The organism is Terrabacter lapilli, from assembly GCF_039531305.1.
GTDB classification, from domain to species: Bacteria; Actinomycetota; Actinomycetes; order Actinomycetales; family Dermatophilaceae; genus Terrabacter; species Terrabacter lapilli.
Genome location: NZ_BAAAPU010000011.1, coordinates 52,103 through 75,484 on the forward strand (window position 1 = coordinate 52,103; position 23,382 = coordinate 75,484).

Genomic DNA, 23,382 nt, shown 5'->3' on the forward strand with positions numbered 1-23,382 from the left:
GTCGGGCGTCGAGGGCGCGCATCGCGCTCACTGCGGCACGGTCTCGAGCGGGGCGTCCTCGGGGATGTGCTTGACCGTCAGGCGCTTGCGGAACACCCAGTACGTCCAGCCCTGGTAGACCAGCACGATCGGCGTGAAGACGAGCGCCACGATGGTCATGACCTTGAGCGTGTAGTCGGTGCTCGACGCGTTGGCGACCGTGAGGTTCCAGGCCGGGTTGGTCGAGCTCGGCATGACGTTGGGGAACAGCACCAGGAAGTACGTCGCGACGGCCATGGCGATGGTCACGGCGGTCCCGATGAAGGCCCAGCCCTCACGCCCGGCTCGGTTGGCGGCGAGCCCGCCCAGGAGCGCGGCCGCAGCGACGACGGTCGTGACCCAGGAGGCGAGCTTGCCGTCGGTCAGGCCGATCCAGAGGAGCAGCGCCACGGCCAGCACGGCCGCGATGACACCGACGCGCTCGGCGATCTGCCTGGCCTCCAGGCGGATCTTCCCGTCGGTCTTGAGCGCGACGAAGATCGCGCCGTGCGTGAGGAACAGCGCCACGAAGACGAGGCCGCCGAGCAGGCCGGCCGGGTTGAGCAGCGTGAACAGGTTGCCGGTGTACTCCTTGGCCGCGTTGATGGGCACGCCGCGGACGATGTTGGTCAGCGCGACCCCCCAGAGCAGGGCGGGCACGAGCGAGCCCCAGAAGATCGCCTGGTCCCAGCGGGCCTTCCACCGCGCCTCCGGCCGCTTGTGGCGGTACTCGAAGCCGAGGTTGCGCACGATGAGCGCGACGAGGATGAGCAGCAGCGGCAGGTAGAACCCGCTGAACAGCGTCGCGTACCAGTGCGGGAAGGCCGCGAAGGTGGCGCCGCCGGCCGTGAGCACCCACACCTCGTTGCCGTCCCAGACCGGCCCGATGGTGTTGAGCAGGACGCGACGGCGCTTCTCGGCGTCGGCCGCGTCGGACGCGTACCGCTTGCCACCGAGGACCGGCAGGAGCATCCCGACCCCGAAGTCGAAGCCCTCGAGGACGAGGTACCCGGTCCACAGGACTCCGAGGACGATGAACCAGAAGGTTGCGAGATCCATTGCAGCCCAGTCCTTCTCAGTAGGCGAAGACGAGGGGTGCGTCCTCGTCCCGGTCGGCGGGGTCCTGCGGCTGCTCGAAGGGCTCGGCGCCCTTGCGGACGTAGTGCAGGAAGAGCTTGATCTCGACCACGGCGAGCGCGCCGTAGAGGAGGGTGAAGACGACCATCGAGGTGATGACCTCGCCCATGGAGACGCTCGGCGAGACACCGGACGCGGTCGTCATCAGGCCGAAGACGATCCACGGCTGGCGCCCGACCTCGGTGAAGATCCACCCGAAGCTGTTGGCGAAGACGGGAAGGAGCGGAGCGGCCACGGCGGCATACGTGAGCCACCGAGCGGTCGGGTGCGCGTCCTTGCGGGTCATCCACAGCACGGCCAGCGCGATGAGCGCGGTGGCGATCCCGAGGCCGATCATGAGCCGGAAGGTCCAGTACGTCGTCGGGATGTTGGGCACGTACGCCGTCGCGGCGTCGGCCACGAGCTTGTTGCCGCTCGCGCCGTAGGTCTGGGCGTACTGCGCCTTGAGGTCGTTGATGCCCTTGACCGCGCCGTTGACGTTGCCGGTGGCGAGGAAGCTGAGCAGGCCCGGGATCTCGATGAGCGCGTTCGCGTGCGAGCCGTCGAGCGAGCCGACGGTCAGCACCGAGAAGGGTGCTCCCTGACCGGCCGGCACGGAGCCGTAGAGCGCCTCGGCGGCAGCCATCTTCATCGGCTGCACCTCGGTCATGATCTTGCCCTGCGCGTCGCCCGAGACGACGACGCCGACAGCCGCGACGAGCGTGAGGACGGCGCCGATGCGCGTCGCCCGGCGGTACATCGGGGCGTCCGTCCGCGCGATCTCCAGCGCGTCGTCGTGGGCGCGCCTGGCCTCCCGGCGCATGAGCCACAGCGCCACGCCCATGATGACGCCGGCGCCGGTCATGTAGGCCGAGAAGATGACGTGCGGGAACGTGACGAGCTGGACCTTGTTGGTCAGCACGGCCCAGAAGTCGGTCAGCTCCGCGCGGCCGATCACCGGGTTGAACCGGTAGCCGACCGGGTGCTGCATGAACGAGTTCGCGGCGAGGATGAAGTACGCCGAGAGCACCGTCCCGATGTGCACCAGCCACATCGTCGTGGCGTGCAGCTTCTCCGGCAGGCGTCCCCAGCCGAAGATCCACAGACCCAGGAAGGTCGACTCGAGGAAGAAGGCGAGCAGCGCCTCGATCGCCAGCGGTGCGCCGAAGATGTCACCGACGAAGCGCGAGTAGTCGCTCCAGTTCATCCCGAACTGGAACTCCTGCACGATGCCGGTCACGAGCCCGAGCGCGAAGTTGATGAGGAAGAGCTTGCCGAAGAACTTCGCCAGCCTCATCCACTGCGGGTTGTGCGTCCGCACCCACGCGGTGTGGAAGACAGCGACGACGAGGGACATGCCGATCGTGATCGGCACGAAGAGGAAGTGGTACACGGTGGTGATGGCGAACTGCCACCGTGCCAGGTCCGTTGCATCCATGTTGGCTCCGCGAGGGTCGCGCCAAAACTACATTACGTAGTAGATGCTAGCGGGCGCTCGAACCGGGAACCGTCAGGGTGTGCAGGGTTGGGGCGTGACGCCGGTCACGCGGGATGTCGGGCGTGAGCGCCGTTGACACGGCCCCTCGTCGCTGCCTTACTTCCCGGGTGACCGAACTGGACGTCGCCGTCGACCCCACCTCGCCCGAGCCGCCCTTCGAGCAGGTGCGCGCCCAGGTGGAGGCGCTGATCCGCGGTGGCCGGCTCGTGCCCGGCGACCGGCTGCCGACCGTCCGGGGTCTCGCCACCGACCTCGGTCTCGCGGCGAACACGGTGGCGCGGGCCTACAAGGAGCTCGAGGCGGCGGGTCTCGTCGAGACCCGAAGGCGCGCCGGCACGGTCGTGGCCTCGGGGGAGCACGCCGCCGAGGCGGCGCTGGCGGCCCTGGCGGCCCGCTACGTCGCGGCGGCGCGGGAGGCCGGCGTCGCCGACGCCGCAGCCCTCGAGATCGTCAGCCGCGCCCAGCGCCGCGTCTGAAACGAGGCAGGGCCCGCCGAACGCACGAAGTCGGCGATCCGGGTGGGTCCCTCGCTGGGCCGGTTCACGGGCGGACCACTTGGTGTGTCGAGAGGCGCGGTCCGGGACACCCGGCCGGTCGCGCTCAGGCCTTCGGACGCTCGTCGACGATGCGGCGGGCCTTGCCGATGGAGCGCTCGATCGAGCCGGGCTCGCGGACCTCGACGCGGGCCGTCGTGCCGATGTGGGTCTTGATCGCGTGCTGCAGGGTGCGCGCGATGTCGTCGGCCGCCCCCGGCTCCAGGCGCGAGAGCGGCTCCACGAGCACCGTCAGCTCGACCATCCGGCCGGGCTGCGTCAGGACGCACTGGAAGTAGGGCGACAGGCGCGGCTCGGCGAGCACGTGCTCCTCGATCTGCGTCGGGAAGACGTTGACGCCGCGGATGATCATCATGTCGTCGGTGCGGCCGGTGACCTTCTCGATGCGCCGCATCGACGGCACGGCGGTGCCGGGCAGCAAGCGGGTGAGGTCGCGGGTGCGGTAGCGGATGACCGGCATGGCCTCCTTGGTCAGCGACGTGAGCACCAGCTCGCCGACCTCACCGTCGGGCAGCACCTCCTCGGTCACCGGGTCGATGACCTCGGGGTAGAAGTGGTCCTCCCACAGGTGCAGCCCGTCCTTGGTCGTCGCCGCCTCCTGCGCGACGCCGGGACCCATGATCTCGGACAGCCCGTAGATGTCGACGGCGTCCATGCCGGTGCGGCGCTCGATCTCCTGGCGCATCGACTCGGTCCACGGCTCGGCCCCGAAGATCCCGACCTCGAGGCTCGTGTCGGCCGGGTCGATGCCCTCGCGCTCCATCTGGTCGAGCAGGCTGAGGAAGTAGCTCGGCGTCACCATGATGACCCGCGGCCGGAAGTCCCGGATGAGCTGGACCTGCCGCTCGGTCATGCCGCCGCTGACGGGCACCACGGTCGCGCCGAGCCGCTCGACGCCGTAGTGGGCGCCGAGACCGCCGGTGAAGAGGCCGTAGCCGTAGGCGACGTGGACGATGTCGCCCGGGTGGCCGCCCGCGAGGCGGATCGAGCGGGCCATGAGGTCGGCCCACGTGTCGATGTCGCGCTTGGTGTAGCCGACCACCGTGGGGCGGCCGGTGGTCCCGGAGCTGGCGTGGACGCGTACGACCTGCTCTCGGGGGACCGCGAACATCCCGAAGGGGTAGTTGTCGCGCAGGTCGGCCTTGGTGGTGAACGGCAGGCGGCTGACGTCCTCGAGCGAGCGGAGGTCGTCGGGGTGGAAACCCTTGCCCTCGAACGCTGTCCGGTAGTGCGGCACGTTGTCGTATGCCGCCCGCACCGTCCGCTGGAGCCGCTCGAGCTGGGTGCCCCGCAGCTCGTCCAGCCCGACGGTCGGGATCTCGTGGTCGGGCAGGGAGGGGCGGGGTGACTCCGTCGTCATGGGCCCATTGTGCCCATCCGTGACCTGGTGCACTCCCGTGTGCCCGTGAACGTCGAGTGGGCACCGTCCCCGGGGGGAAGGTGCCCACCTGGCGTGGACGGAGGGAGGCTCAGGCGTCGGGGACCGCAGGGGCCTCGGCGTCGGACGCGGCCTCCTCGTCCTCGGTGCGCATCCGCTGGAGGAACGACCTGGTCCGCTCGTGCTTCGGGTTGACGATGACGTCGCGGGGCTTGCCCTCCTCGACGACGATGCCGCCGTCCATGAAGACGACGTGGTCGGCGACGTCCCGGGCGAAGCCCATCTCGTGCGTGACGACGATCATCGTCATGCCCTGGTTGGCCAGCTCGCGCATGACGCGAAGCACCTCGCCGACGAGCTCCGGGTCGAGGGCCGAGGTCGGCTCGTCGAAGAGCATGAGCTTCGGGTCCATCGCGAGGGCCCGCGCGATGGCGACCCGCTGTTGCTGGCCGCCGGAGAGCTGGGCAGGGTAGGAGTCGGGCTTGTCACCGAGACCGACCTGCTCGAGCAGCTCGAGCGCCCGGGCCTTGGCCTCCTTCTTGCCGACGCCCTTGACCTGGATCGGCGCCTCCATGACGTTCTGCACGGCTGTCATGTGCGGGAAGAGGTTGAAGCGCTGGAACACCATGCCGATGTCACGGCGCTGCGCGGCGACCTGCTTGTCGGTGAGGTGGTGCAGGTGCCCGCCGTCCTCGCGGAAGCCGACGAGGTCGCCGTCGACCCAGATGCGGCCGCCGTCGATCTCCTCCAGCTGGTTGATGCAGCGCAGGAAGGTCGTCTTGCCCGAGCCGGAGGGCCCGAGCAGGACGACCACCTCACCGCGGTGCACGTCGAGGTCGATGCCCTTGAGCACCTCGACGCCGTGGAAGCTCTTCATCACGTTGACCGCCCGGACGAGCGGCAGCTCCTCGCCGGTGCGGGAGCGCTCGTGCGGCTGGGCCTGCGGGCTCGTGGTGGTGGTCTCTGACATCAGGCGCCTCCTGCCCCTGCCGGCCGTGCGAACCGCTTGTTGCTCGGGGTGCCGAAGCCGCGCCCGAACCGCTTCTCCAGGAAGTACTGCCCGACCATGAGCACCGACCCGACGATGAGGTACCACGCCGTGACGGCGACGAACGCCGGCATGATGAGCAGCGTCCGGGTGCCGATGGCGCTGGTCTGGTAGAAGAGCTCGGTGATGACGGGGATCGCCGAGAGCAGCGAGGTGTCCTTCACCATCGCGATCGTCTCGTTGCCGGTCGGCGGCACGATGACGCGCATCGCCTGGGGCAGCACGATGCGCCGCATGGCCTTGCCCCGGTCCATGCCGAGGGCCGCGGCCGCCTCGGCCTGGCCCTTGTCGACCGAGAGGATGCCCGCGCGGGCGATCTCTGCCATGTAGGCGGCCTCGGACAGGCCCAGGCCGATGATGCCGGCGATGAGCGTGCTCGAGAACTGGTTGACGTTGAGCGTGAAGAAGGTGAAGTTGCTCGACAGCCCCATGAACGAGGCGACCTGCTGCCCGAACGGCACCCCGAAGTCGATCTTGTTGTAGAGGAAGCCGAGGCCGCTGCCGATCATCGCGAGCAGCACGAGGCGGGGGATGCCGCGGAAGAACCACGTGTAGACGAACGAGACGCCGCGCAGGATGGGGTTCTGGGACAGGCGGAGGACGGCGATGATGATGCCGCCCACGATGCCGATCACCATCGAGCCGACGGTGCCGATGATCGTGCCCTTCCAGAGCCCCTCGAGCACGGGGGTCTGCTGCATGATCTCGAGGGCCTTGGGGAAGTTCCAGCGCTCGTTGGTCAGGAACGAGCTGACCAGCATGCCGATGAGCACGAGGATCACGGCGAGCGCGACCCACCGTCCCGGGTGCCGCACCGGCTTGGCGTCGATGATGCCCGGTCGCTCCGTGTCCGCACTGGTGGCGCCGCCTGGCGTCACTCCTGTCGTCGTCGTGCCGGCCACGGGATCACTCACGGGTTGACGGCGAAGTTGTCGATGGCGCCCTTCTCGACCGCGTACTTCTTCAAGGCCGCGTCGTAGGTGCCGTCGGCCTTGGTGGCCTTGAGCGCCTCGACGAGGAGGTTGGCGAAGTCGGTCTGGTCCTTGGGCACGACGTAGCCGTAGGGGGCGGAGTCGTAGATGTCACCGAGCGGCTCGAGCTGGCCGGTCTGCTTGATGGCGTAGAGGCCGACGGGCGAGTCGGCGAGCATCGCGACGGTCTTGCCGCTGGCGACGTCGGCCGTCACCTGGTCCTGCCCCGTCTGGATCACCTGCGTGATCGCGGGCTTGCCTGCGTCGGTGCACTTCTTGCTCCGCGCGGCGAGGTCGTCGGCCTGGACGGTGCCCTTCTGGGCGCCGACGCTCTTGCCGCAGACATCGTCGATGTTGACCTTCTCCGGGTTGCCCTTGGCGACGACCCACAGGGTGCCGGCCTTGTAGTAGCTCACCATGTTGACCTGCTTCTTGCGGTCGGGGTTGATGGTGAAGCTCGAGACCCCCATGTCGTACTTGCCGCTGGTGACGCCGAGGATGATCGTGGGGAAGCCGGCCGGGACGTACTCGGTCTTGAGGCCGAGCTTGGCCGCGACGGCGTTGAACAGGTCGATGTCGAAGCCCTCGACGGTCTTGCCGTCGGTCGCCAGCATCTCGTTGGGCGCATACGTCGGGTCGGTGCCGACGACGATCTTGCCGGCGGACTTCAGCTTGGCCGGGACCTTCGCCGCCAGGGCCTGGTCGACGCCGCCGCCCGCGGACGTCCCCGACGCGGCGGGGGTGCTGCCTGCTCCCGGCGAGGAGTTGGACATCGAGTTCGAGCCGCACGCAGACAGCGCGAGGCCCGCGACGGCGACGCCGGTGGCGGCGATGAGGGACATGCGACGCATGGGAGGTCCTTCCAGGACAGGCGCAGTGTTCAATCGATCAGGCGCAAGCATGCGCCGCTGATTGAGGGATCCTTTCACTTTTCGCTGAACGTTCGCACGGATGCGACCGAACCGTTAGCCGGGACACGGTGCACGCCGGACAGCGCCGGACACGCCGGACACGCTTGGCCGACAGGCGCCCCGGGCCGGATCGCCAGGGGCGCCTGTCGTCCACCCTCGGTCGGCGGTGGACGTATGCCGCGGGTCAGGTCAGAGGTGGTACCTCGTGATGCTGCCCGGGGCCTTGACCGTCGGCGCGCCCGGGCCGAAGGAGATGTCCGCCAGAGTGCCGACGTAGAGCCAGTCGCCCTGGACCTCGACCGAGAGCGGGCGGGCGGTGGTCACGACGGTGGACCGGTGCCCGTGGTTGAGCCTCGTGACCTTGCCGGCGAACAGCTCGGCGACGTAGACGGCGCCGTCGTCACCGAGAGCGAGGTTGGTGGCGCCCAGGAAGCCGGTGGCAACCCGGTTGGTCGAGTGCTTCCACGGGTTGACTGTGTAGACCGAGCCGCGCGCCCCGAGGCTCGGGTCCTCCGGACCGCCGGGAAGCGTCGAGACCCAGAGCCGGCCGTCCTCGCCGCGTTGCACGTCCGTGGGGACCGCCTCGAAGTTGAACCTCGCCCCGGCGAGGCACGAGGGTCCGCCGAGGGCGGCGACCTGCTTGGCCGTGAGGGTCACCGGCTGGGGCGGCAGGACGGCGATCGTCGAGACGTGTCCCCGGCTGTCGACACGGAGGATGTCGTTGCCCCCCGCATCGGCCACGGCCCACGCCCCGTCGCCGAGGTAGGCGACGGCATACGGGTGGGAGTCGACCTGTCCTCGGTACGTCGCGGGGACTCCGCCCATCTTCATGAAGTACGCATCGAGCTCGCCCGGTGCGCAGCTCTTCCCGCCGGCGACCACGCCGTAGGTGTAGCGCTTGTCGGGGTTGACTCTCTTCTCGTATCCGCTGAGGTCGGCGACGACGTCGGGCCGTCCCTTGCTCCGGATCGTCAGCGAGGTGGCGCTGTGGTCGTCGTTCGACGAGGTGAAGGCATAGGTGTTGCCTCCGCGGATCACGGCGATGCCGGCGACCTCCGACTGCGGTCCCTTCGTGACGACGGTGTCGGTCCCCTTCGAGATCTTGTTGACGGTTCCGAGGAAACCGTCGGTGTACCAGACGTCCTGCCCCGAGATCGACATCCCGAAGGGCGCGATGACCTTGTTGTTGAGCACCTTCGGCGAGTGCGCCGGTCCGTCCCCGGAGGCGTGGGCGGAGGCGCTGGATGCCGTCACGGCGCTGAGCGCGACGGCCGTCGTGCAGGAGGCTACGACCGCGGTGATGGTGTGCAGCTTGCTCGTCATGAGTGTCCTTTGTGTCTTGTCCCTTGAGAGCGCCGGTTCGGTGCGCTCTCGCGGCGTCGCGGCGACGTCGACCTTTCGACGCTACGGACCGGGGTGAGGACCGTCACAGGATTACGCGAACTGGCGAGGCGGTTGACGGCGTATGACCGGGAACGCTCGGAAAGTCCTTGCGCCCACCCCCGCGCCCACCCCCGGCCGGGGGGTGTGTACGCGTCGGGCGCCGAAGCCGGGTACCATGGTCATCAGCGGCCCGCCCAGTTCTGCCTCGGGTCGCTTCTTCTTGGCCTGGCGCAGTCTCGCCGGCCCCGTCGATTCGCTCTTGCGCCGCGACCCCTCACCGCTGAGGCCCCTCGCGCCGGGCAGAACGACCTCTTCCACTTATTGGAGTGCCTGCCTGTGTCCACTGACACGAACTTCGCCGTTCTCGGCGTCCCTGCCAGCGTCGTCTCGATCCTCGACGGCCTCGGCATCACCACCCCCACGCCCATCCAGGCAGCGACGCTGCCCGACTCCATGGCCGGGCGCGACGTCCTCGGTCGTGGACGCACCGGCTCCGGCAAGACGTACGCGTTCCTGCTCCCGCTGCTGACCCGGCTGTCGGAGTCGGGGCGGCGTCGCCAGCCTCGGCGTCCCCGTGCGCTGATCCTCGCGCCGACGCGTGAGCTCGCGACGCAGATCGACGCGGCCCTGGCGCCGCTCGCCCAGCCGCTCGGCCTCACGTCGCTCACGATCTTCGGGGGCGTCGGCCAGAACCCCCAGGTCCAGGGCCTTCGAGCCGGTGTCGACGTCGTCGTCGCCTGCCCGGGGCGGCTCGAGGACCTCATGCAGCAGGGCCACGTCTTCCTCGACGACATCGAGATCACGGTCCTCGACGAGGCCGACCACATGGCCGACCTCGGCTTCCTGCCCGGCGTGCGCCGGATCATGGAGAAGACGCCCCAGAAGGGCCAGCGATTGCTCTTCTCGGCGACGCTCGACGGCGCGATCAACGTGCTCGTCAAGCGCTTCCTCACCAATCCCGTGACGCACGAGGCCGATTCGGCCCAGTCGCCGGTCTCGACGATGAGCCACCACGTGCTCCACGTCGACAACGGCTCGCACCTGCCGGTCATCCTCGACCTCACCGCGGCCCCCGGTCGCAAGGTCGTCTTCACGCGCACCAAGCACCGGGCCAAGAAGCTCGCCAAGCAGCTCAACGCCTCGGGAGTTCCGGCCGTCGAGCTGCACGGCAACCTCAGCCAGGGTGCCCGCACGCGCAACATGGACGACTTCCACTCGGGCCGGGCCCAGACGCTCGTCGCGACCGACATCGCGGCCCGCGGCATCCACGTCGACGACGTCGCGCTCGTGATCCACGCCGACCCGCCGGTCGAGCACAAGGCGTACCTCCACCGCTCGGGCCGCACCGCCCGCGCCGGCAACGACGGCACGGTCGTCACGATGATGCTCGACGAGCAGGTGCGCGACGTGCGCGACCTGACGCGCAAGGCCGGCATCAAGCCGACCACGACGCGCGTGCAGCTCGGCCACCCGCTGCTCACGGAGCTGGCCCCCGGTGAGCGGTCGTATGCCGGTGGCCTCGTCCGCGAGGAGGCTCCGGCCCGCGGTGGCTCGCGTGCCGGCTCCGGCAGTGCGTCGGGCAGCGCGTCCGGCGGCGGTGCGGGCGGCGGCTCCGGTCGCGGCCGTGGCCGTGGTCGTGGCCGTGGCAGCAGCAGCAGCGGCGCCGGTGGCTCCGGTCGGCCGGCTCCCGAGAGCGGACGCGGCCCGAGCGAGGGTGGCCGCGGTCGTGGTCGTGGTGACCAGGGCTCCGACGCGCAGGGCGGTGGCGCCCGCGGCGCCGGTCGCTCCGGCGGACGCGGCGCGGGCCGCGGCCGCGCCGGTCAGGGCGGCGAGGGCCAGACCGGCGGTCGCCGGTCCGGCGGCGCCGGCAGTGGTGGCGGCTCCGGCCGCCGTGGCGGCTCCACCACCGTCTACTCGACGAGCAGCGGCGGAAGCGCCGCGGCGTTCTCCGCTGGCACCCGCGCCGGCAGCCGCCGCTCCCGCTGACCCCAACCCCTCAACCGTCGAGAGGCCACGTGTGGCCGCCCCTCAACCGTCGAGAGGCCACGTGTGGCCGCCCCTCAACCGTCGAGAGGCCACGTGTGGCCGCCTCGTAAAGGTCGAGAGGCCACGTGTGGCCGCCTCGTAAAGGTCGAGGGGCCAACTCTCGTCGCGAGGTTTGGCCTCTCGACGGTGGGCACCTGACCACGCGTGGCCTTTCGACGGTGGGCACCTGACCACGCGTGGCCTTTCGACGGTGTGCACCCGACCACAGGTGGCCTCTCGACGGTGTGTACCTGACCACGCGTGGCCTTTCGACGGTGTGCACCCGACCACAGGTGGCCTTTCGACGGTGCGCACCCGACCACTCGTGGCCTTTCGACGGTGTGCACCCGACCACAGCTGGCCTTTCGACGGGTGGGTCAGGGGCGGGTGAGGGTGCGGCTGCGGCCGCGGAACTCGGCGATGATCTGGCCGTCGGACTCGCGCTTCACCGTGACGTCGGTGATCCCGCTGCGGCCGAACGCCGAGCGGACCTGTCCCTCGGCCACGAGCACGTCACCGAGCCGGCCCGGCGCGGTGAACGAGATGTCGGCCCCGGCTGCCACCGTGAGGCGCCCCCGCGAGTTGCAGGCGAGCGCGAAGCACGAGTCGGCCAGGGTGAAGATGTAGCCGCCGTGACAGATGGCGTGCCCGTTGACCATGTCGTCGCGGATCGCCATCCGCACCACGGCGTGGTCCTGCTCGACGAGGACGGCCGCCATGCCGAGGCGGCGGGAGGCCTCGTCGTCGGCCCACATCTGCCGGGCGAAGGCGACACCGGCCCCCGGGTCGTCGCCCTCGCCACCCGTGCCGTCCGCCACCGAGGTCTCGCTCACGTGAGGCTCCCGTCGGTCAGGGCGGGACTCGGCCGGTAGCGGCCGCCCGGGTAGGCCGCGTCGAGCTCGGCGACCCACCGCGCCACGCGGTCGAACCCGAGCTCCCGTCCCCAGGCGATCGGGCCCTTCGGGTAGCGGGTGCCGAGCCGCATCGCGGTGTCGACGTCGTCGGCACTCGCCTCGCCCCGAGCCACGAGGTCGACGGCCTCGTTGACGAGCATCGCCAGGGTCCGGGCCAGTGGGTCCGTGGCGACCGGGCCCCCGACGAGGCGCTCCGCCAGCTCGAGGTCGGGCTGCGCACCCTCGACCGAGCCGTCGGCGGCGTACGCGTAGACGCCCCGGCCCGACTTCCGGCCGAGGCGGCCGGCCTCGACCAGCCCCCGCTGGAACTCCGTGGGCGCGTAGCGCTCGTCGCGGCCGGTCTGCTCCCACACGGAGGTGCCGACGGCGAGGTTCACGTCCTGGCCGATGAAGTCGGTCAGCTCGAGCGGGCCCATCGGGAAGCCACCACGCTCGCGCAGGATCCAGTCGACCGTCGCGGGATCGGCGATGCCGCTCTCGACGATGCGCTGCGCCTCTCCGTAGAAGGGCCGCGCGACCCGGTTGACGATGAAGCCGGGCGTCGAGCTGCACCGCACCGGCGTCTTGCCCCACGCGGCGACCAGCGCCACGGCGTGCTCGACGTAGGCCGGCGCGGTGCGCTCGCCGTGGACGACCTCGACGAGCGCCATGACGGGCGGCGGGTTGAAGAAGTGCAGCCCGAGCACGCGCTCGGGGTCGGCGACGTCGGCGGCGATGTCGTCGATGTCGATGCTCGAGGTGTTCGTCGCGAGCACCGTCGTCGAGGGCTGCAGATCGGCCAGCTCGGCGAAGATGCCGCGTTTGAGCCCGAGGTCCTCGGGCACGGCCTCGATGACCAGGCCGCAGTTCGGCAGGTCCCGCAGCGACTGAGCGGCGGTGATGCGGGCGAGCACCGCCGTGGCGTGGTCGGCCGGCATCCGGCCCTTGTCGACGAGCCGGGAGAGCGCGCCCCCGACCTTCTCGACGGCGGCTGCGGCCGCACCCGGCGCCACGTCGACGAGGGTCACCGCGTGCCCGGCGGTGGCCGCGACCTGGGCGATGCCGGCGCCCATGGCCCCGGCGCCGATGACGCCGACGGGTCCGAAGGCCGACGCCGCTCTCATCGCATCGTCGTGCCGCGCGGCCTCCTCGTCGGTGTGCCCGTCCGTGCGCTCGGCGGCTCGTGACCCGCCGGGTTCCCTGACGTCCGTGTCCATGCCCGCCATCCTGCCTGCTGCCCGCGCGGGTGTGCGCGGTGGGCGACGGGGAGCCTGCGCCACGGCATACGGCAGCGGCGCGTCCGGGGCTTAGCATCGTCGCGTGACTGCACCGGCAACGACGCCCACCCACCCCCTGCTCGACGCGCACGCGGGAGTCCTCGACGAGATCCGTCAGGCCCTGGCGAGTCGCTCCTGGTACTCCCGCTACCCCGAGTCCCCGAGCCCCCGCGTCTACGGCGAGTCGGCCGCCGCCGAGGGCCTGAAGGCCCACGAGGCGCACCTCGGGAGGCCGTATGCCGCCCTGTCGAGCCAGCCCACCGACGGCACCTTCGTGGGCAGCGAGGTCTCGCCCTACGGCCCAGAGCTCGGCGTCACCTACCCGGCACTGGACCTCGACGCGGGCCTGGCGGCGGCGCGCGCCGCGATCCCGGCCTGGCGCGACGCCGGTCCCCAGGTGCGGGCCGCGGTGTGCGTCGAGGTCGTCGACCGCATCAACAAGCGCAGCTTCGAGCTGGCCAACGCCGTCATGCACACGTCGGGCCAGCCGTTCGTCATGTCGTTCCAGGCCGGCGGGCCGCACGCCCAGGACCGGGCGGTCGAGGCGATCGCGGCCGGCCTCGTCGAGCAGGAGCGCGTGCCGGAGTCGGTCGTGTGGGAGAAGCCCGGGCGTGACCGCGAGGGCAAGCCGGCGCCGACCCGGATGCAGAAGGACTACCGCATCGTGCCGCGCGGCGTGGCGCTCGTCATCGGCTGCAACACCTTCCCGACGTGGAACGCCTACCCCGGCATCTTCGCCTCGCTCGTCACCGGCAACCCGGTCGTGATCAAGCCGCACCCGCGCGCCGTGCTGCCGCTCGCCATCTCGGTCGAGGTCGCGCGTGAGGTGCTCGCCGAGGCCGGCTTCGACCCGGCGCTCGTGCAGCTGGCGGCCGAGGCGGACGGGCAGGGCCTGGCCAGGACGCTCGCCGAGCGCGACGAGGTCGCGATCATCGACTACACCGGCGGCCCTGCCTTCGGCGCCTGGCTCGAGGAGTCGGCGGCGGCGCACGGCAAGCTCGTCTACACCGAGAAGGCCGGCCTCAACTCGATCGTCGTCGACTCCACCGACGACCTGAGGGGGACGTTGGGCAACCTCGCCTTCAGCCTCACCCTCTACTCCGGGCAGATGTGCACGGCGCCGCAGAACCTCTACGTCCCCGAGGGCGGCATCGACACCGACGAGGGGCACCTGTCCTTCGACGAGTTCGGCGACCGCCTCGCCGCTGCTGTGGGCCGGCTCACCGGCGACGACGCAAAGGCGGTCGAGCTGCTCGGCGCGACGGTCAACGACCAGGTGCGCGGCAACGCCGACGCGCTGGCCACCATCGCCGAGGACGCAGGCGGCCGGGTCGTCCTCGACTCGCGCCGTGTGTCGCACCCCGGCTGGCCTGACGCCGTCGTGCGCGCACCCGGCCTCGTCGCCGTCGACGTGGCCCGCGAGGACGTCTACACCCGGGAGTGCTTCGGCCCGGTCGGCTTCCTCATCAGGACCGCGTCGACCGAGCAGTCGCTCGCGCAGCTCGCCGACACGGTGCGCGAGCACGGCGCCATGACAGCCGCTGTCTACTCGACGAGCGAGGACGTGCTAGAGGCGGCCAGGGAGGCCGCCGCCGCGGGCGGGGTAGCGCTGTCCGAGAACCTCACGGGGCAGATCTTCGTCAACCAGACGGCCGCCTTCTCCGACTTCCACGGCACGGGGGCCAACCCCGCCGCGAACGCCGCCTACACCGACGCGGCCTTCGTCGCGAACCGCTTCCGCGTCATCACGTCGCGCCGTCACGTGTGAGCCGGATGATGACCCCCGCTCCTGGCGCCGTGGAGCGGGCCACCGTCCAGCGCAAGGTCGTGCGCACGCTGGTCCTGTCGCAGGTCCTCGGCGGCGTGGGCATGGCCAGCGGCATCGCCGTCGGCGCCCTGCTCGCCGAGGACCTGAGCGGCACGGAGGCGCTGGCCGGCTTCGGCACGACCTCGCAGGTGCTCGGCACGGCGTTGCTGACGATCCCGGTCGCGCGGGCGACGGCCGCCAGGGGCCGCCGCGTCGGGCTGCGGCTGGGGCTCTCGGTCGCCTTCGTCGGCGCGGGCCTCGTGCTCGCCGCCGCCGTGGTGCGGTCGTTCCCGCTCTTCGTCGTCGGGATGTTCCTCTTCGGCGGGGGCACGACCGCCAACAACCAGACGAGGTATGCCGCCGCCGACCTCGCGAGCCCCGCCCACCGTGGGCGTGACCTCTCCATCGTGGTGTGGGCCACGACGATCGGCTCCGTCGCCGGCCCGAACCTCGTGGGGCCGGGCAAGGCCCTGGCCCAGGCCGTCGGGCTGCCCGAGCTCGCGGGCACCTTCGTCTTCTCGCTCGTCGGGTTCATGCTGGCGTGGCTCGTGGTCGACCGGCTGCTGCGGCCCGACCCGCTGCTGACCGCGCGGGCGTTCGACGCCGCCGACCTCGAGGAAAGCAGGCTCGCCGGCGGCGTCCACGAGGCACCGAACCACGACGGCTCGATGCGGCGCGGCCTGGCGGTCGTCCGCGCCAACCCCGCCGCGCTCCGGGCGATGCTCGTCATGGCCCTGGGCCACCTCGTCATGGTGAGCGTCATGGTGATGACGCCGATCCACATGCAGCACGGTCACGCCGAGCTCGAGGTGATCGGCTTCGTCATCTCGGTGCACATCCTCGGCATGTACGCCCTGTCGCCGCTCGTCGGCTCGGCCGTCGACCGGTGGGGCGCCCCGCCCGTGGCGATGACCGGTGGTGTCGTGCTGACCCTGGCCGCGTCGCTCGCGGCCCGGTCGCAGGCCGGCTGGTCGGGCCTGTTGCTCGTGGCGCTCTTCCTGCTCGGGGTCGGCTGGTCGTGCACGCTCGTCTCGGGCTCGACGCTGCTGACCGCGGTCGTGACGACCGACGAACGCCCGGCGGCGCAGGGGTTGGCCGACGTGCTGATGGGGCTCGCCGGTGCCGCCGGCGGGGTGGTCGCCGGGATCGTCGTCGGCTCCCTCGGCTACGCCGACCTCGCGGCCGGCGCGGCGCTGGTCGGCGTCGTCATCGTCGTGGTCGGCGCGGCCCGGCGTCGCGTGCGCCGCAAGCCTCGGCTCGGCACGGACGCCGGCTGAGATCCTCGCGGACGCCGGCCCGCTCGGCGCGCCCTCGCGGTCGGCGCGGCCGGCGGCTGGCTCCGCACCGACTCCGGCTGCCGCACGCTCAGGCGGTGATGCGCAGCGTGCTGGTGCGGTCGGGCTTGACCACGACCTCGATGCGGTCGGCGACGCGGGACTTCAGCTCGCTGACGTGGCTGACGATGCCGACGGTCCGGCCACCCTCGCGCAGGCCCTCGAGGGTGTGCATGACGTCGTCGAGGACGTCGGGGTCGAGGGTGCCGAAGCCCTCGTCGACGAAGAGGGTGCCGAGGTCGACGCCGCCGGACTCGGCGCGGACGACCTCGGCCAGGGCCAGGGCGAGGGACAGGGAGACGTAGAAGGTCTCGCCGCCGGAGAGGGTGCCGACCTCGCGGACCTGGTTGGTGTGCATGTCGTGGACCCGCACGCCGAGACCCGACTTGGCGTTGCCCTTCTTGGCGTCGGTGTGCTCGAGGGTGTAGCGGCCGCCCGAGAACCGGGCGAGCTCGGTGTTGGCGGCCGAGAGCACCTCGGTGAAGCGGCGGATGAGGACGTACTTGGCCAGGTCGAGGTTGAGCTGGTTGTCGCCGTTGCCGGCGACGAGCTGGCCCACACGGACGGCGTCGGCGGTCTCGGCGATGACCGCGGCGTTGCGGGCGAGCGCCTCGCGGATGTCGGACACCCGGCTCTTGGTGCGTGCCACCTGGTCGCGCAGACTGCCGTGCTCGTTGCTGGCCGCCTCCATGTCCTTCTTGGCGGCGGCGGCCAGGGCCTCGAGCTGGTCGATGTCGTCGAAGAGCGCGTCGAGCTGCACGTCGGCCAGCTCGGGACCGCTCAGCCCCGCACGCACCTGGGTGCAGGCGCGCTCGAACTCGGCGATCTCGCGCGTCTTGGCGCTGATCCACTCGGTGCCGCGGTTGGCCGCCATCCACTCCTCGACGTCGGCGAAGCCGAACTGTGCCAGGTCGGCGTCGCGCGCGGCGGTGTCCTCGGCCACGGCCGCGGCGGCGACGTCACGCTGGCCGAGCGCCTCGACGAGGTCGTCGATACGGGCGGCGGTCGTGACGAGGACGTCGCGCCGCGCCGCGACGCTCGGGTGACCGTCGCGGGCCTGCTCGACGAGCCGCATCTCCTCGGCGGTGCGGGTGTCGAGGTCGACGACCGACTGCTCCGTGCGGGCGAGCTCGGCGCCGAGCCGGCTCGCCTCCGCGGTGAGGTCGTCGACGCGGGCGCGCAGCTCGGCCACCCGGGCCACGACGGCCCCGACGTCGGATCTGGCCCGCACGGACTCCGCGAGGTCGCGGGCCGCGGTCTCGGCCCGGCTGCGCGCGGTGGAGACGTCGAGCCCGTCGCAGCGGGCCGCCAGCTCGCGGACCTCCGAGCGCAGCGTCGCCAGCGCGTCGGTGGTGCGGGCGGCCCGGTCACGCAGGCCGGTGACCCGAAGCTCCTCGGCCTCGATCTGCTCGGGTGTGACGGCGTCGAGTGTGGGACGGGCGGGGGACGGGTGCTCGACGGAGCCGCACACCGGGCACGGGTCGCCGTCGGCGAGGGAGAGCCCGAGCTCGCCGGCGATGCCCTCGATGCGCGCCCGTCGCAGTGCAGCGAGCGACGTCTCGGCCGTGGCCACGGCCGACAGTGCCTCGGCGGCAGCAGCCTCCGCGCCCGGCACGCGCGTCGCTGCCGCCTCGTGCGCCACGGCGGCCTCGAGCCGGTCTCGCGCACGCTCGCCCTCGCTCGTGCGCCCGTCGAGCAGGGCCGCGACCCGCCGAGCCTCGGTCAGCGCCGCCTCGTGCGTCGCGATCGTCTGGGGGAGGGCCTGCAGCTCGGTCGTCACGACTCCCGCCGACTGGCGGAGTCGCCCGAGCCGGTCGCGCAGCTGCGCCAGCTCGGCGACGCGGCCGGCAAGAGCACCCTCGAGCGCGATGGCGCCGGTGAGGGAGCCGACCACCTCGCGGGCCTGGGCCGCGGCCTCGCGCAGGGCGGCTGGGCCACGGTCGCGCAGCGCCGGGTCGACGACTTCGCGAGCCCGGCGCAGCCTCGTCTCGGCAGCGCGCAGGTGCGCCTCGGACTGGGCCAGGGTGCGCACGGCCCCGGCGACCGGCTGGGCCTGGTTGGCCCGCTCGACCTCGGCGCGCAGCTCGGCGAAGCGCACGGCCTGCTTGCCGAGGTCGTGCTCCTGCTGCTGCAGCTGCTGGAGGCGCTCGCGGCGCTGCATGCGCAGCCGGGCGTCGCCCACCATGTCGGCCATCTGCTTGTGGGTCTCGATGGCCTCGCGGCTCGCCTTGCGCGCGTGCCGCTCGCGGGTGGTCAGCTCGTCGACGACCTGCGCCAGCTCGGCCTCGAGGGCCTCGGGGGAGGTGCGGCTGAGCGACTCGAGCGCCTCACGGCGCTCGGCCTCGAGCCCGGCCGAGACGGCGAGGGCGTGCACGGCCATCCGGATCTCGTCGACGGCCGACTGGCGCCGGGCCTGGGCGAGGCGTCCGGCCTCGACGACCTGCTCCTGGACGCGGCGGAAGAAGGCGGTACCGAAGACCTTCTCGAGGAGCTTGCCCTTGTCCTCGGAGCGGGCCCGCAGGAAGGTGGCGAACTCGCCCTGCGGCAGGATCACGGTCTGCACGAACTGGTCGCGGGTCAGGCCCACGGCGCGGGTGATCTCGTCGTCGCAGTCGCCGATGTTGGTCGAGAGCAGCTCGCCGCCCTCGAGGTCGTCGGGGGTCTGCAGCCGCCACAGCTTGATCGTCGGCTGCTGCACGGTGGTGCCGGCGCCTCGGGACTTCGGTCGCTCGAAGCGCGGCGTGCGCTGCACGCGGTAGATGCCCGACTGGGTCTCGAAGACGAGGACGACGACGGGCACGGCGCGCGGGTCGGCGTGGTGGGAGTGGATGCGCTCGACGTCGGCGGAGGCCTGGGCCACCTTGCCGTAGAGGGCGAAGGTGATGGCGTCGATGATCGTCGACTTGCCCGCTCCGGTGGGGCCCTCGAGCAGGAAGAGCCCGGCGCGCCCGACGGTGGTGAAGTCGATGACCTCGGTGCCGGCATACGGTCCGATGGCCGTCATGGACAGGTGGTGCAGCTGCACGTCACGCCACCTCCTGCGCCTCGGCCAGGTGCTGGGCCCTGACCGCGGACTCGTAGCCGGCCTCGAAGACGTCGACCTCGCCGGTGCTGGCCTCGGTCTTGGTGACGTAGGCGATGAAGTCGGCGCCGAGCTCTCTCGCGTCGCGCTCGCTCACCGCGGTCGTGCCGGCTCGGCCGCGCTCGACGGCACCCTCGGGCTCGTGGAAGACCTGCAGGGCGTGGGGGAACCGGGACTTGAGGCGGTCCATCAGGGAGTCGGGCCGCACCCGATCGGTGACGGTGACCCGGACCCAGCACTCCTCGGCACCCGCGAAGTGGGGCGACTCGAGCAGCTCCTCGAGGCGTCCGCGCAGCGTGGCCATGGCCCGCGGCTGGGCGATCTCGACCGGGGTGACGCGGGCCGGGCCCGAGTCGTCGAGGTCGACGAGGAGCACGACCTTGGTGTGGTCCTGCTCGGAGAAGGAGTAGCGCAGCGGCGAGCCGGAGTAGCGCACGACCGAGCCCTCCGCCGACTCCGGCGCCTGCGGGCCGTGGAGGTGGCCGAGCGCGGCGTAGTCGATGCCGGCGAAGACGGTGCCGGCCACGCGGTCGACGCCGCCGACCATGATCGACCGCTCCGAGTCGCTCGGCTCGGCACCGGCGACGAACGCGTGCGCGAGCACGACCGAGCGCACCCCCGGCCGCTCGGCGAGGTCGGCCCGGATGCGCTCGCACGCGGCGCCCACGACCGCCTGGTGCGACCGCGGCAGCGGCGCGCCCCCGCCCGCCAGCGCGACGCGCGCGTGGTCGGGGTCGAGGTAGGGGATGCCGTAGACGGCGGCCCGCACCCCGTCGGTGCCCTCGAGGAGCACCGGCAGGTCGAGCTGGCCGAGGTCGGTGACCATGCGGATGCTGTCGCGGAAGAGGCCGGCGCCGTAGCCGAGGCGGATGGCCGAGTCGTGGTTGCCCGACGTGACGACCACCGTGGTCACCGCGGACAGGCGCGACAGCGTCCACTCGAATAGCTGCACCGACTCCACCGGCGGGACGCCCCGGTCGTAGACGTCACCTGCGATGAGCACGGCATCGACGGGGATGCCGTCGGGTGGGTCCTCGACGAGCTCGCAGATGCGCTCGAGCACGGCCGTCTGCGCCTCGTGGAGGTTCACGCCGTGGAGCGTGCGCCCGAGGTGCCAGTCGGAGGTGTGGAGCAACCGCATGCCACGACGGTAGGACGAGGCGCCGACAGCGCCACAGCCGACACCCCGACGAGGCTGGAGCGGGCGCCGCCCGCTGCGGTATGCCGTGAGCCCGCCTTCCGCGCGGAAGGCGGGCTCACGGCCCCAGCCGAGGCCGCTCAGTCGGTCTTGATGAAGCTCAGCAGCATCGAGACGAAGGTGACGATGAGCGCGCCGAAGATCGCGTCCCAGAAGAAGTGCTCCACGTGGAAGGCGAGGTCTAGCTTGCCCGCCAGCCACGACGTCAGCTCGAGCACCAGGGCATTGACGATGAAGACGAACAGCCCGAGCGTCAGGATGATCAGCGGCAGCGAGATCAGCTTGAGGAGCGGCTTGATGAAGACGTTCACGATGCCGAAGATCAGCGCCACGATGATGACGGTCTTGAGGACCTGAGCGGTCGACCCACCGCCGAAGGTGATGCCCGGGATGGCCCACGCCGCCACCCAGAGGGCGACGGCGTTGATGACCGTCTGCAACGCGAAGTTGATGAGCATGCGCTCAGTGTTCCACGCGGGCAGCCGAATCCACGGGAAGGCCGGGGTGCTCGTCGCCGGGGATGCGCGGCTGGAACATGTCGTTGAGGCGCAGCAGGTCCGGCTCGACCGTCTTGAGTGAGCTGATGGCGTCGCCGATCGGCACGCGCTCGATGCGACCCCGCTGCAGCGCGACCATCTGGCCCCATGCGCCGTCGAGCGCGGCCTCGACGGCGGCGACGCCGAAGCGGGTCCCGAGCACCCGGTCGAACGCGACGGGGGAGCCGCCGCGCTGGATGTGGCCGAGCGCGGTCATGCGGCTCTCGATGCCGGTGCGGCCCTGGATCTCGCGCGCCAGGAGCGAGCCGATGCCGCCGAGGATCTGGTGGCCGTACTTGTCGACCTCGGGCGCCGGGATGACGAAGCTCCCGGGTCGCGGCAGGGCGCCCTCCGCCACGACGACGATCGTGGCGAACCGCCCCTTCTTGTGCCGGTGGACGATCCGCTCGCACACCTCCTCGATGTCGAACGGGTCCTCGGGCACGAGGGTGATCGCGGCGCCGCCGGCGAGGCCCGACCAGGTGGCGATGTGGCCGACGTGGCGGCCCATCACCTCGACGACGAGGACGCGGTGGTGCGACTCGGCGGTGGTGTGGAGCCGGTCGATGGCGTCGGTGCAGATCTGCACGGCCGTCTGGAAGCCGAACGTCATCTCGGTCAGGGAGATGTCGTTGTCGATCGTCTTCGGCACGCCGACGACGGGAAAACCGTTCTCGTGCAGGCGGTTCAGCACACCCATCGAGCCCTCACCGCCGATGCCGATGATGGCGTCGAGGCCGTGCCGGTCGTAGGCCTTGCGGACCCGCTTGAGCCCGTCCTCGTGCGCGAAGGGCTGGTCGCGGCTCGTGCCGAGGATCGTGCCGCCGAGGGGCAGGATGCCCCGGCACCGGTCGACGTCGAGGATCTCGTAGTCGTTGTCCATGACTCCGCGCCAGGCGTTGCGGAAGCCGATGACGGTGCTGTCGTAGGTGACCTCGGCGGCGCGGGTCGCGCCCCGGATGACGGCGTTGAGGCCGGGACAGTCCCCGCCCCCGGTGAGGATGCCGATGCGCATGATCTGACTTTCGAGAGAGTGGGCAGGCAGAAGGTGTCGAGGCGGCTCTGACGCGACGATGTGAGCCTAGCCACACGGTGGGGTCTGCGTCAGTGAAGTGTCCATGGGCCGGTCGTGCGCATGGACACTGCCTCTACAGTGCGGGTATGAGCGACACCGCCGACGCCACGGCCGACAACCTCCCCGACAGCGTGACCGAGGACGCGACCCCGCGCGAGTCGTATGCCGTCCCGCAGGCCGGCGAGGCCACCGTCCGCCTCCGTGACGTCCTGGCGCAGATGCCCGACTACAAGCCCGGCAAGCCCGCGTCGGCGCCGGCGGGCGTGACGGCATACAAGCTCTCCTCCAACGAGAACCCCTACGGTCCGCTCCCGTCGGTGCTCGCGGCGATCGAGGACGCGGCGACGACGGTGAACCGCTACCCCGACATGGCGGTGACGGCGCTGACCGAGAGGCTGGCCAAGGCGCTCGACGTGCCGGCCGAGTGCCTCGCGACGGGCACCGGCTCGGTGGCGGTGCTCGCCCAGATCGTCAACGCGGCCTGCGACGCCGGCGACGAGGTCGTCTTCGCGTGGCGCTCCTTCGAGGCCTACCCGATCGTCACGCTGCTGGCCGGCGCCCAGCCCGTGATGGTCGGCCTCGACGACCAGGCCCGTCACCGCCTCGACGCGATGCTCGCCGCCATCACGGAGCGCACCCGCGTCGTCCTCGTCTGCACCCCGAACAACCCGACCGGGCCGTGCGTCCACCAGGCCGAGCTCGAGGCGTTCCTCGACCGCGTCCCGCGGGACGTCATCGTCGTGGTGGACGAGGCGTACGTCGAGTTCGTCCGCGACCCCGAGGCGGTGCGGGGGCTGGAGGTCTGGCGGGACCGCCCCAACGTCGTGGTCCTGCGCACCTTCTCCAAGGCGTACGGCCTCGCCGGCCTGCGCGTCGGGTATGCCGTCGCGCACCCGCCGGTCGCCGCTGCCCTGCGCAAGACGGCCACGCCCTTCGGCGTGAACTCGGTCGCGCAGGTGGCCGCCATCGCCTCGCTCGACGCCTTCGACGAGCTCGAGGAGCGCGTCGAGAGCCTTGTCGCCGAGCGCGAGCGGGTGGCTCAGGCGCTCGCCGACCAGGGGTGGCAGCTGCCGCGCTCGGACGCGAACTTCGTCTGGTTCCCGCTGGGCGCCGAGTCGACGGCGTTCTCGCAGGCCTGTGGCGAGGCCGGGCTGACCGTCCGGCAGTACGGCGACGACGGCGTGCGGGTCACGATCGGCGAGGTCGAGGCCAACTCACGCCTCATCGAGGTGGCGGGGCGCTTCGGGCCCCGCTGACACACCAGGGCCGCGCGAGGGT

At 71.6% G+C, this 23,382-nt stretch carries 18 protein-coding genes; 5 read left to right on the plus strand and 13 right to left on the minus strand.

Going from position 1 to position 23,382, the window contains the following annotated elements:
• Positions 1 to 27 precede the first annotated feature (27 nt).
• A complete protein-coding gene (gene cydB / locus ABD241_RS17820) occupies positions 28 to 1,077 on the minus strand; it encodes a cytochrome d ubiquinol oxidase subunit II (protein WP_344065853.1) in 1,050 nt (349 codons plus the stop codon).
• Positions 1,078 to 1,093: 16 nt separating this feature from the next.
• Positions 1,094 to 2,572 carry a cytochrome ubiquinol oxidase subunit I gene (locus ABD241_RS17825; RefSeq protein WP_344065856.1) on the minus strand — a complete coding sequence of 493 codons (1,479 nt, stop codon included), beginning with the start codon at positions 2,570 to 2,572 and terminating at the stop codon, positions 1,094 to 1,096.
• A 167-nt stretch (positions 2,573 to 2,739) separates the two neighbouring features.
• On the opposite strand from ABD241_RS17825, the gene ABD241_RS17830 reads away from it, so the two are divergent.
• Entirely contained in the window at positions 2,740 to 3,108 is a 369-nt protein-coding gene (locus ABD241_RS17830; RefSeq protein ID WP_344065859.1) for a GntR family transcriptional regulator, read from the plus strand.
• A 124-nt stretch (positions 3,109 to 3,232) separates the two neighbouring features.
• Here ABD241_RS17830 and paaK read toward each other — a convergent pair whose 3' ends face one another.
• From paaK to ABD241_RS17855, 5 genes are all read right to left on the minus strand, one after another.
• Complete coding sequence (paaK, locus tag ABD241_RS17835) at positions 3,233 to 4,546, minus strand: phenylacetate--CoA ligase PaaK (RefSeq protein WP_344065862.1); 1,314 nt, start codon at positions 4,544 to 4,546, stop codon at positions 3,233 to 3,235.
• A gap of 109 nt (positions 4,547 to 4,655) precedes the next feature.
• Positions 4,656 to 5,534 carry an amino acid ABC transporter ATP-binding protein gene (locus ABD241_RS17840; RefSeq protein ID WP_425580823.1) on the minus strand — a complete coding sequence of 293 codons (879 nt, stop codon included), beginning with the start codon at positions 5,532 to 5,534 and terminating at the stop codon, positions 4,656 to 4,658.
• Complete coding sequence (locus tag ABD241_RS17845) at positions 5,534 to 6,526, minus strand: amino acid ABC transporter permease (protein WP_344065865.1); 993 nt, start codon at positions 6,524 to 6,526, stop codon at positions 5,534 to 5,536. Before ABD241_RS17845 ends, ABD241_RS17840 begins: the two co-directional genes overlap by 1 nt.
• Positions 6,523 to 7,434 (minus strand): ABC transporter substrate-binding protein, encoded by a 912-nt coding sequence (locus ABD241_RS17850; protein ID WP_344065868.1) that lies wholly within the window; start codon positions 7,432 to 7,434, stop codon positions 6,523 to 6,525. The genes ABD241_RS17845 and ABD241_RS17850 overlap by 4 nt, the downstream gene beginning before the upstream one ends.
• Positions 7,435 to 7,683: 249 nt before the next feature.
• The gene (locus ABD241_RS17855; RefSeq protein WP_344065871.1) at positions 7,684 to 8,817 is read right to left on the minus strand and encodes a ScyD/ScyE family protein; all 1,134 of its coding nucleotides are present in this window, start codon (positions 8,815 to 8,817) and stop codon (positions 7,684 to 7,686) included.
• A 396-nt stretch (positions 8,818 to 9,213) separates the two neighbouring features.
• Between ABD241_RS17855 and ABD241_RS17860 the strand changes: the two genes are divergently transcribed.
• On the plus strand, positions 9,214 to 10,863 hold the full coding sequence (locus ABD241_RS17860) for a DEAD/DEAH box helicase (RefSeq protein ID WP_344065873.1): 1,650 nt from the start codon (positions 9,214 to 9,216) through the stop codon (positions 10,861 to 10,863).
• Between the two features lie 416 nt (positions 10,864 to 11,279).
• On the opposite strand, the gene paaI is transcribed toward ABD241_RS17860, so the two are convergent.
• Both paaI and ABD241_RS17870 read right to left on the minus strand, forming a co-directional pair.
• Positions 11,280 to 11,735, minus strand: coding sequence for a hydroxyphenylacetyl-CoA thioesterase PaaI (gene paaI / locus ABD241_RS17865; protein WP_344065876.1), 456 nt, complete (start codon positions 11,733 to 11,735; stop codon positions 11,280 to 11,282).
• Positions 11,732 to 13,012, minus strand: coding sequence for a 3-hydroxyacyl-CoA dehydrogenase NAD-binding domain-containing protein (locus tag ABD241_RS17870; protein WP_344065879.1), 1,281 nt, complete (start codon positions 13,010 to 13,012; stop codon positions 11,732 to 11,734). Before ABD241_RS17870 ends, paaI begins: the two co-directional genes overlap by 4 nt.
• Positions 13,013 to 13,115: 103 nt before the next feature.
• Between ABD241_RS17870 and paaN the strand changes: the two genes are divergently transcribed.
• Positions 13,116 to 14,840 carry a phenylacetic acid degradation protein PaaN gene (gene paaN / locus ABD241_RS17875; protein WP_344065882.1) on the plus strand — a complete coding sequence of 575 codons (1,725 nt, stop codon included), beginning with the start codon at positions 13,116 to 13,118 and terminating at the stop codon, positions 14,838 to 14,840.
• 8 nt (positions 14,841 to 14,848) lie between these two features.
• Positions 14,849 to 16,156: an MFS transporter gene (locus ABD241_RS17880; protein ID WP_344065885.1), complete on the plus strand. Its 1,308-nt coding sequence runs from the start codon at positions 14,849 to 14,851 to the stop codon at positions 16,154 to 16,156.
• A gap of 88 nt (positions 16,157 to 16,244) precedes the next feature.
• On the opposite strand, the gene ABD241_RS17885 is transcribed toward ABD241_RS17880, so the two are convergent.
• The 4 genes from ABD241_RS17885 to ABD241_RS17900 all read right to left on the minus strand — a co-directional run bounded on the left by ABD241_RS17885 (position 16,245) and on the right by ABD241_RS17900 (position 22,044).
• Entirely contained in the window at positions 16,245 to 19,238 is a 2,994-nt protein-coding gene (locus ABD241_RS17885; protein WP_344065888.1) for an AAA family ATPase, read from the minus strand.
• 1 nt (position 19,239) lies between these two features.
• Positions 19,240 to 20,436 (minus strand): exonuclease SbcCD subunit D, encoded by a 1,197-nt coding sequence (locus ABD241_RS17890; RefSeq protein ID WP_344065891.1) that lies wholly within the window; start codon positions 20,434 to 20,436, stop codon positions 19,240 to 19,242.
• Positions 20,437 to 20,573: 137 nt separating this feature from the next.
• Entirely contained in the window at positions 20,574 to 20,951 is a 378-nt protein-coding gene (locus ABD241_RS17895; RefSeq protein ID WP_344065894.1) for a phage holin family protein, read from the minus strand.
• A gap of 4 nt (positions 20,952 to 20,955) precedes the next feature.
• Positions 20,956 to 22,044, minus strand: a complete 1,089-nt coding sequence (locus tag ABD241_RS17900) for an ATP-dependent 6-phosphofructokinase (RefSeq protein WP_142181903.1) — start codon at positions 22,042 to 22,044, stop codon at positions 20,956 to 20,958.
• 278 nt (positions 22,045 to 22,322) lie between these two features.
• Here ABD241_RS17900 and hisC point away from each other — a divergent pair, with 278 nt between their 5' ends.
• Positions 22,323 to 23,360 carry a histidinol-phosphate transaminase gene (hisC, locus tag ABD241_RS17905; RefSeq protein ID WP_425580846.1) on the plus strand — a complete coding sequence of 346 codons (1,038 nt, stop codon included), beginning with the start codon at positions 22,323 to 22,325 and terminating at the stop codon, positions 23,358 to 23,360.
• Positions 23,361 to 23,382 lie beyond the last annotated feature (22 nt).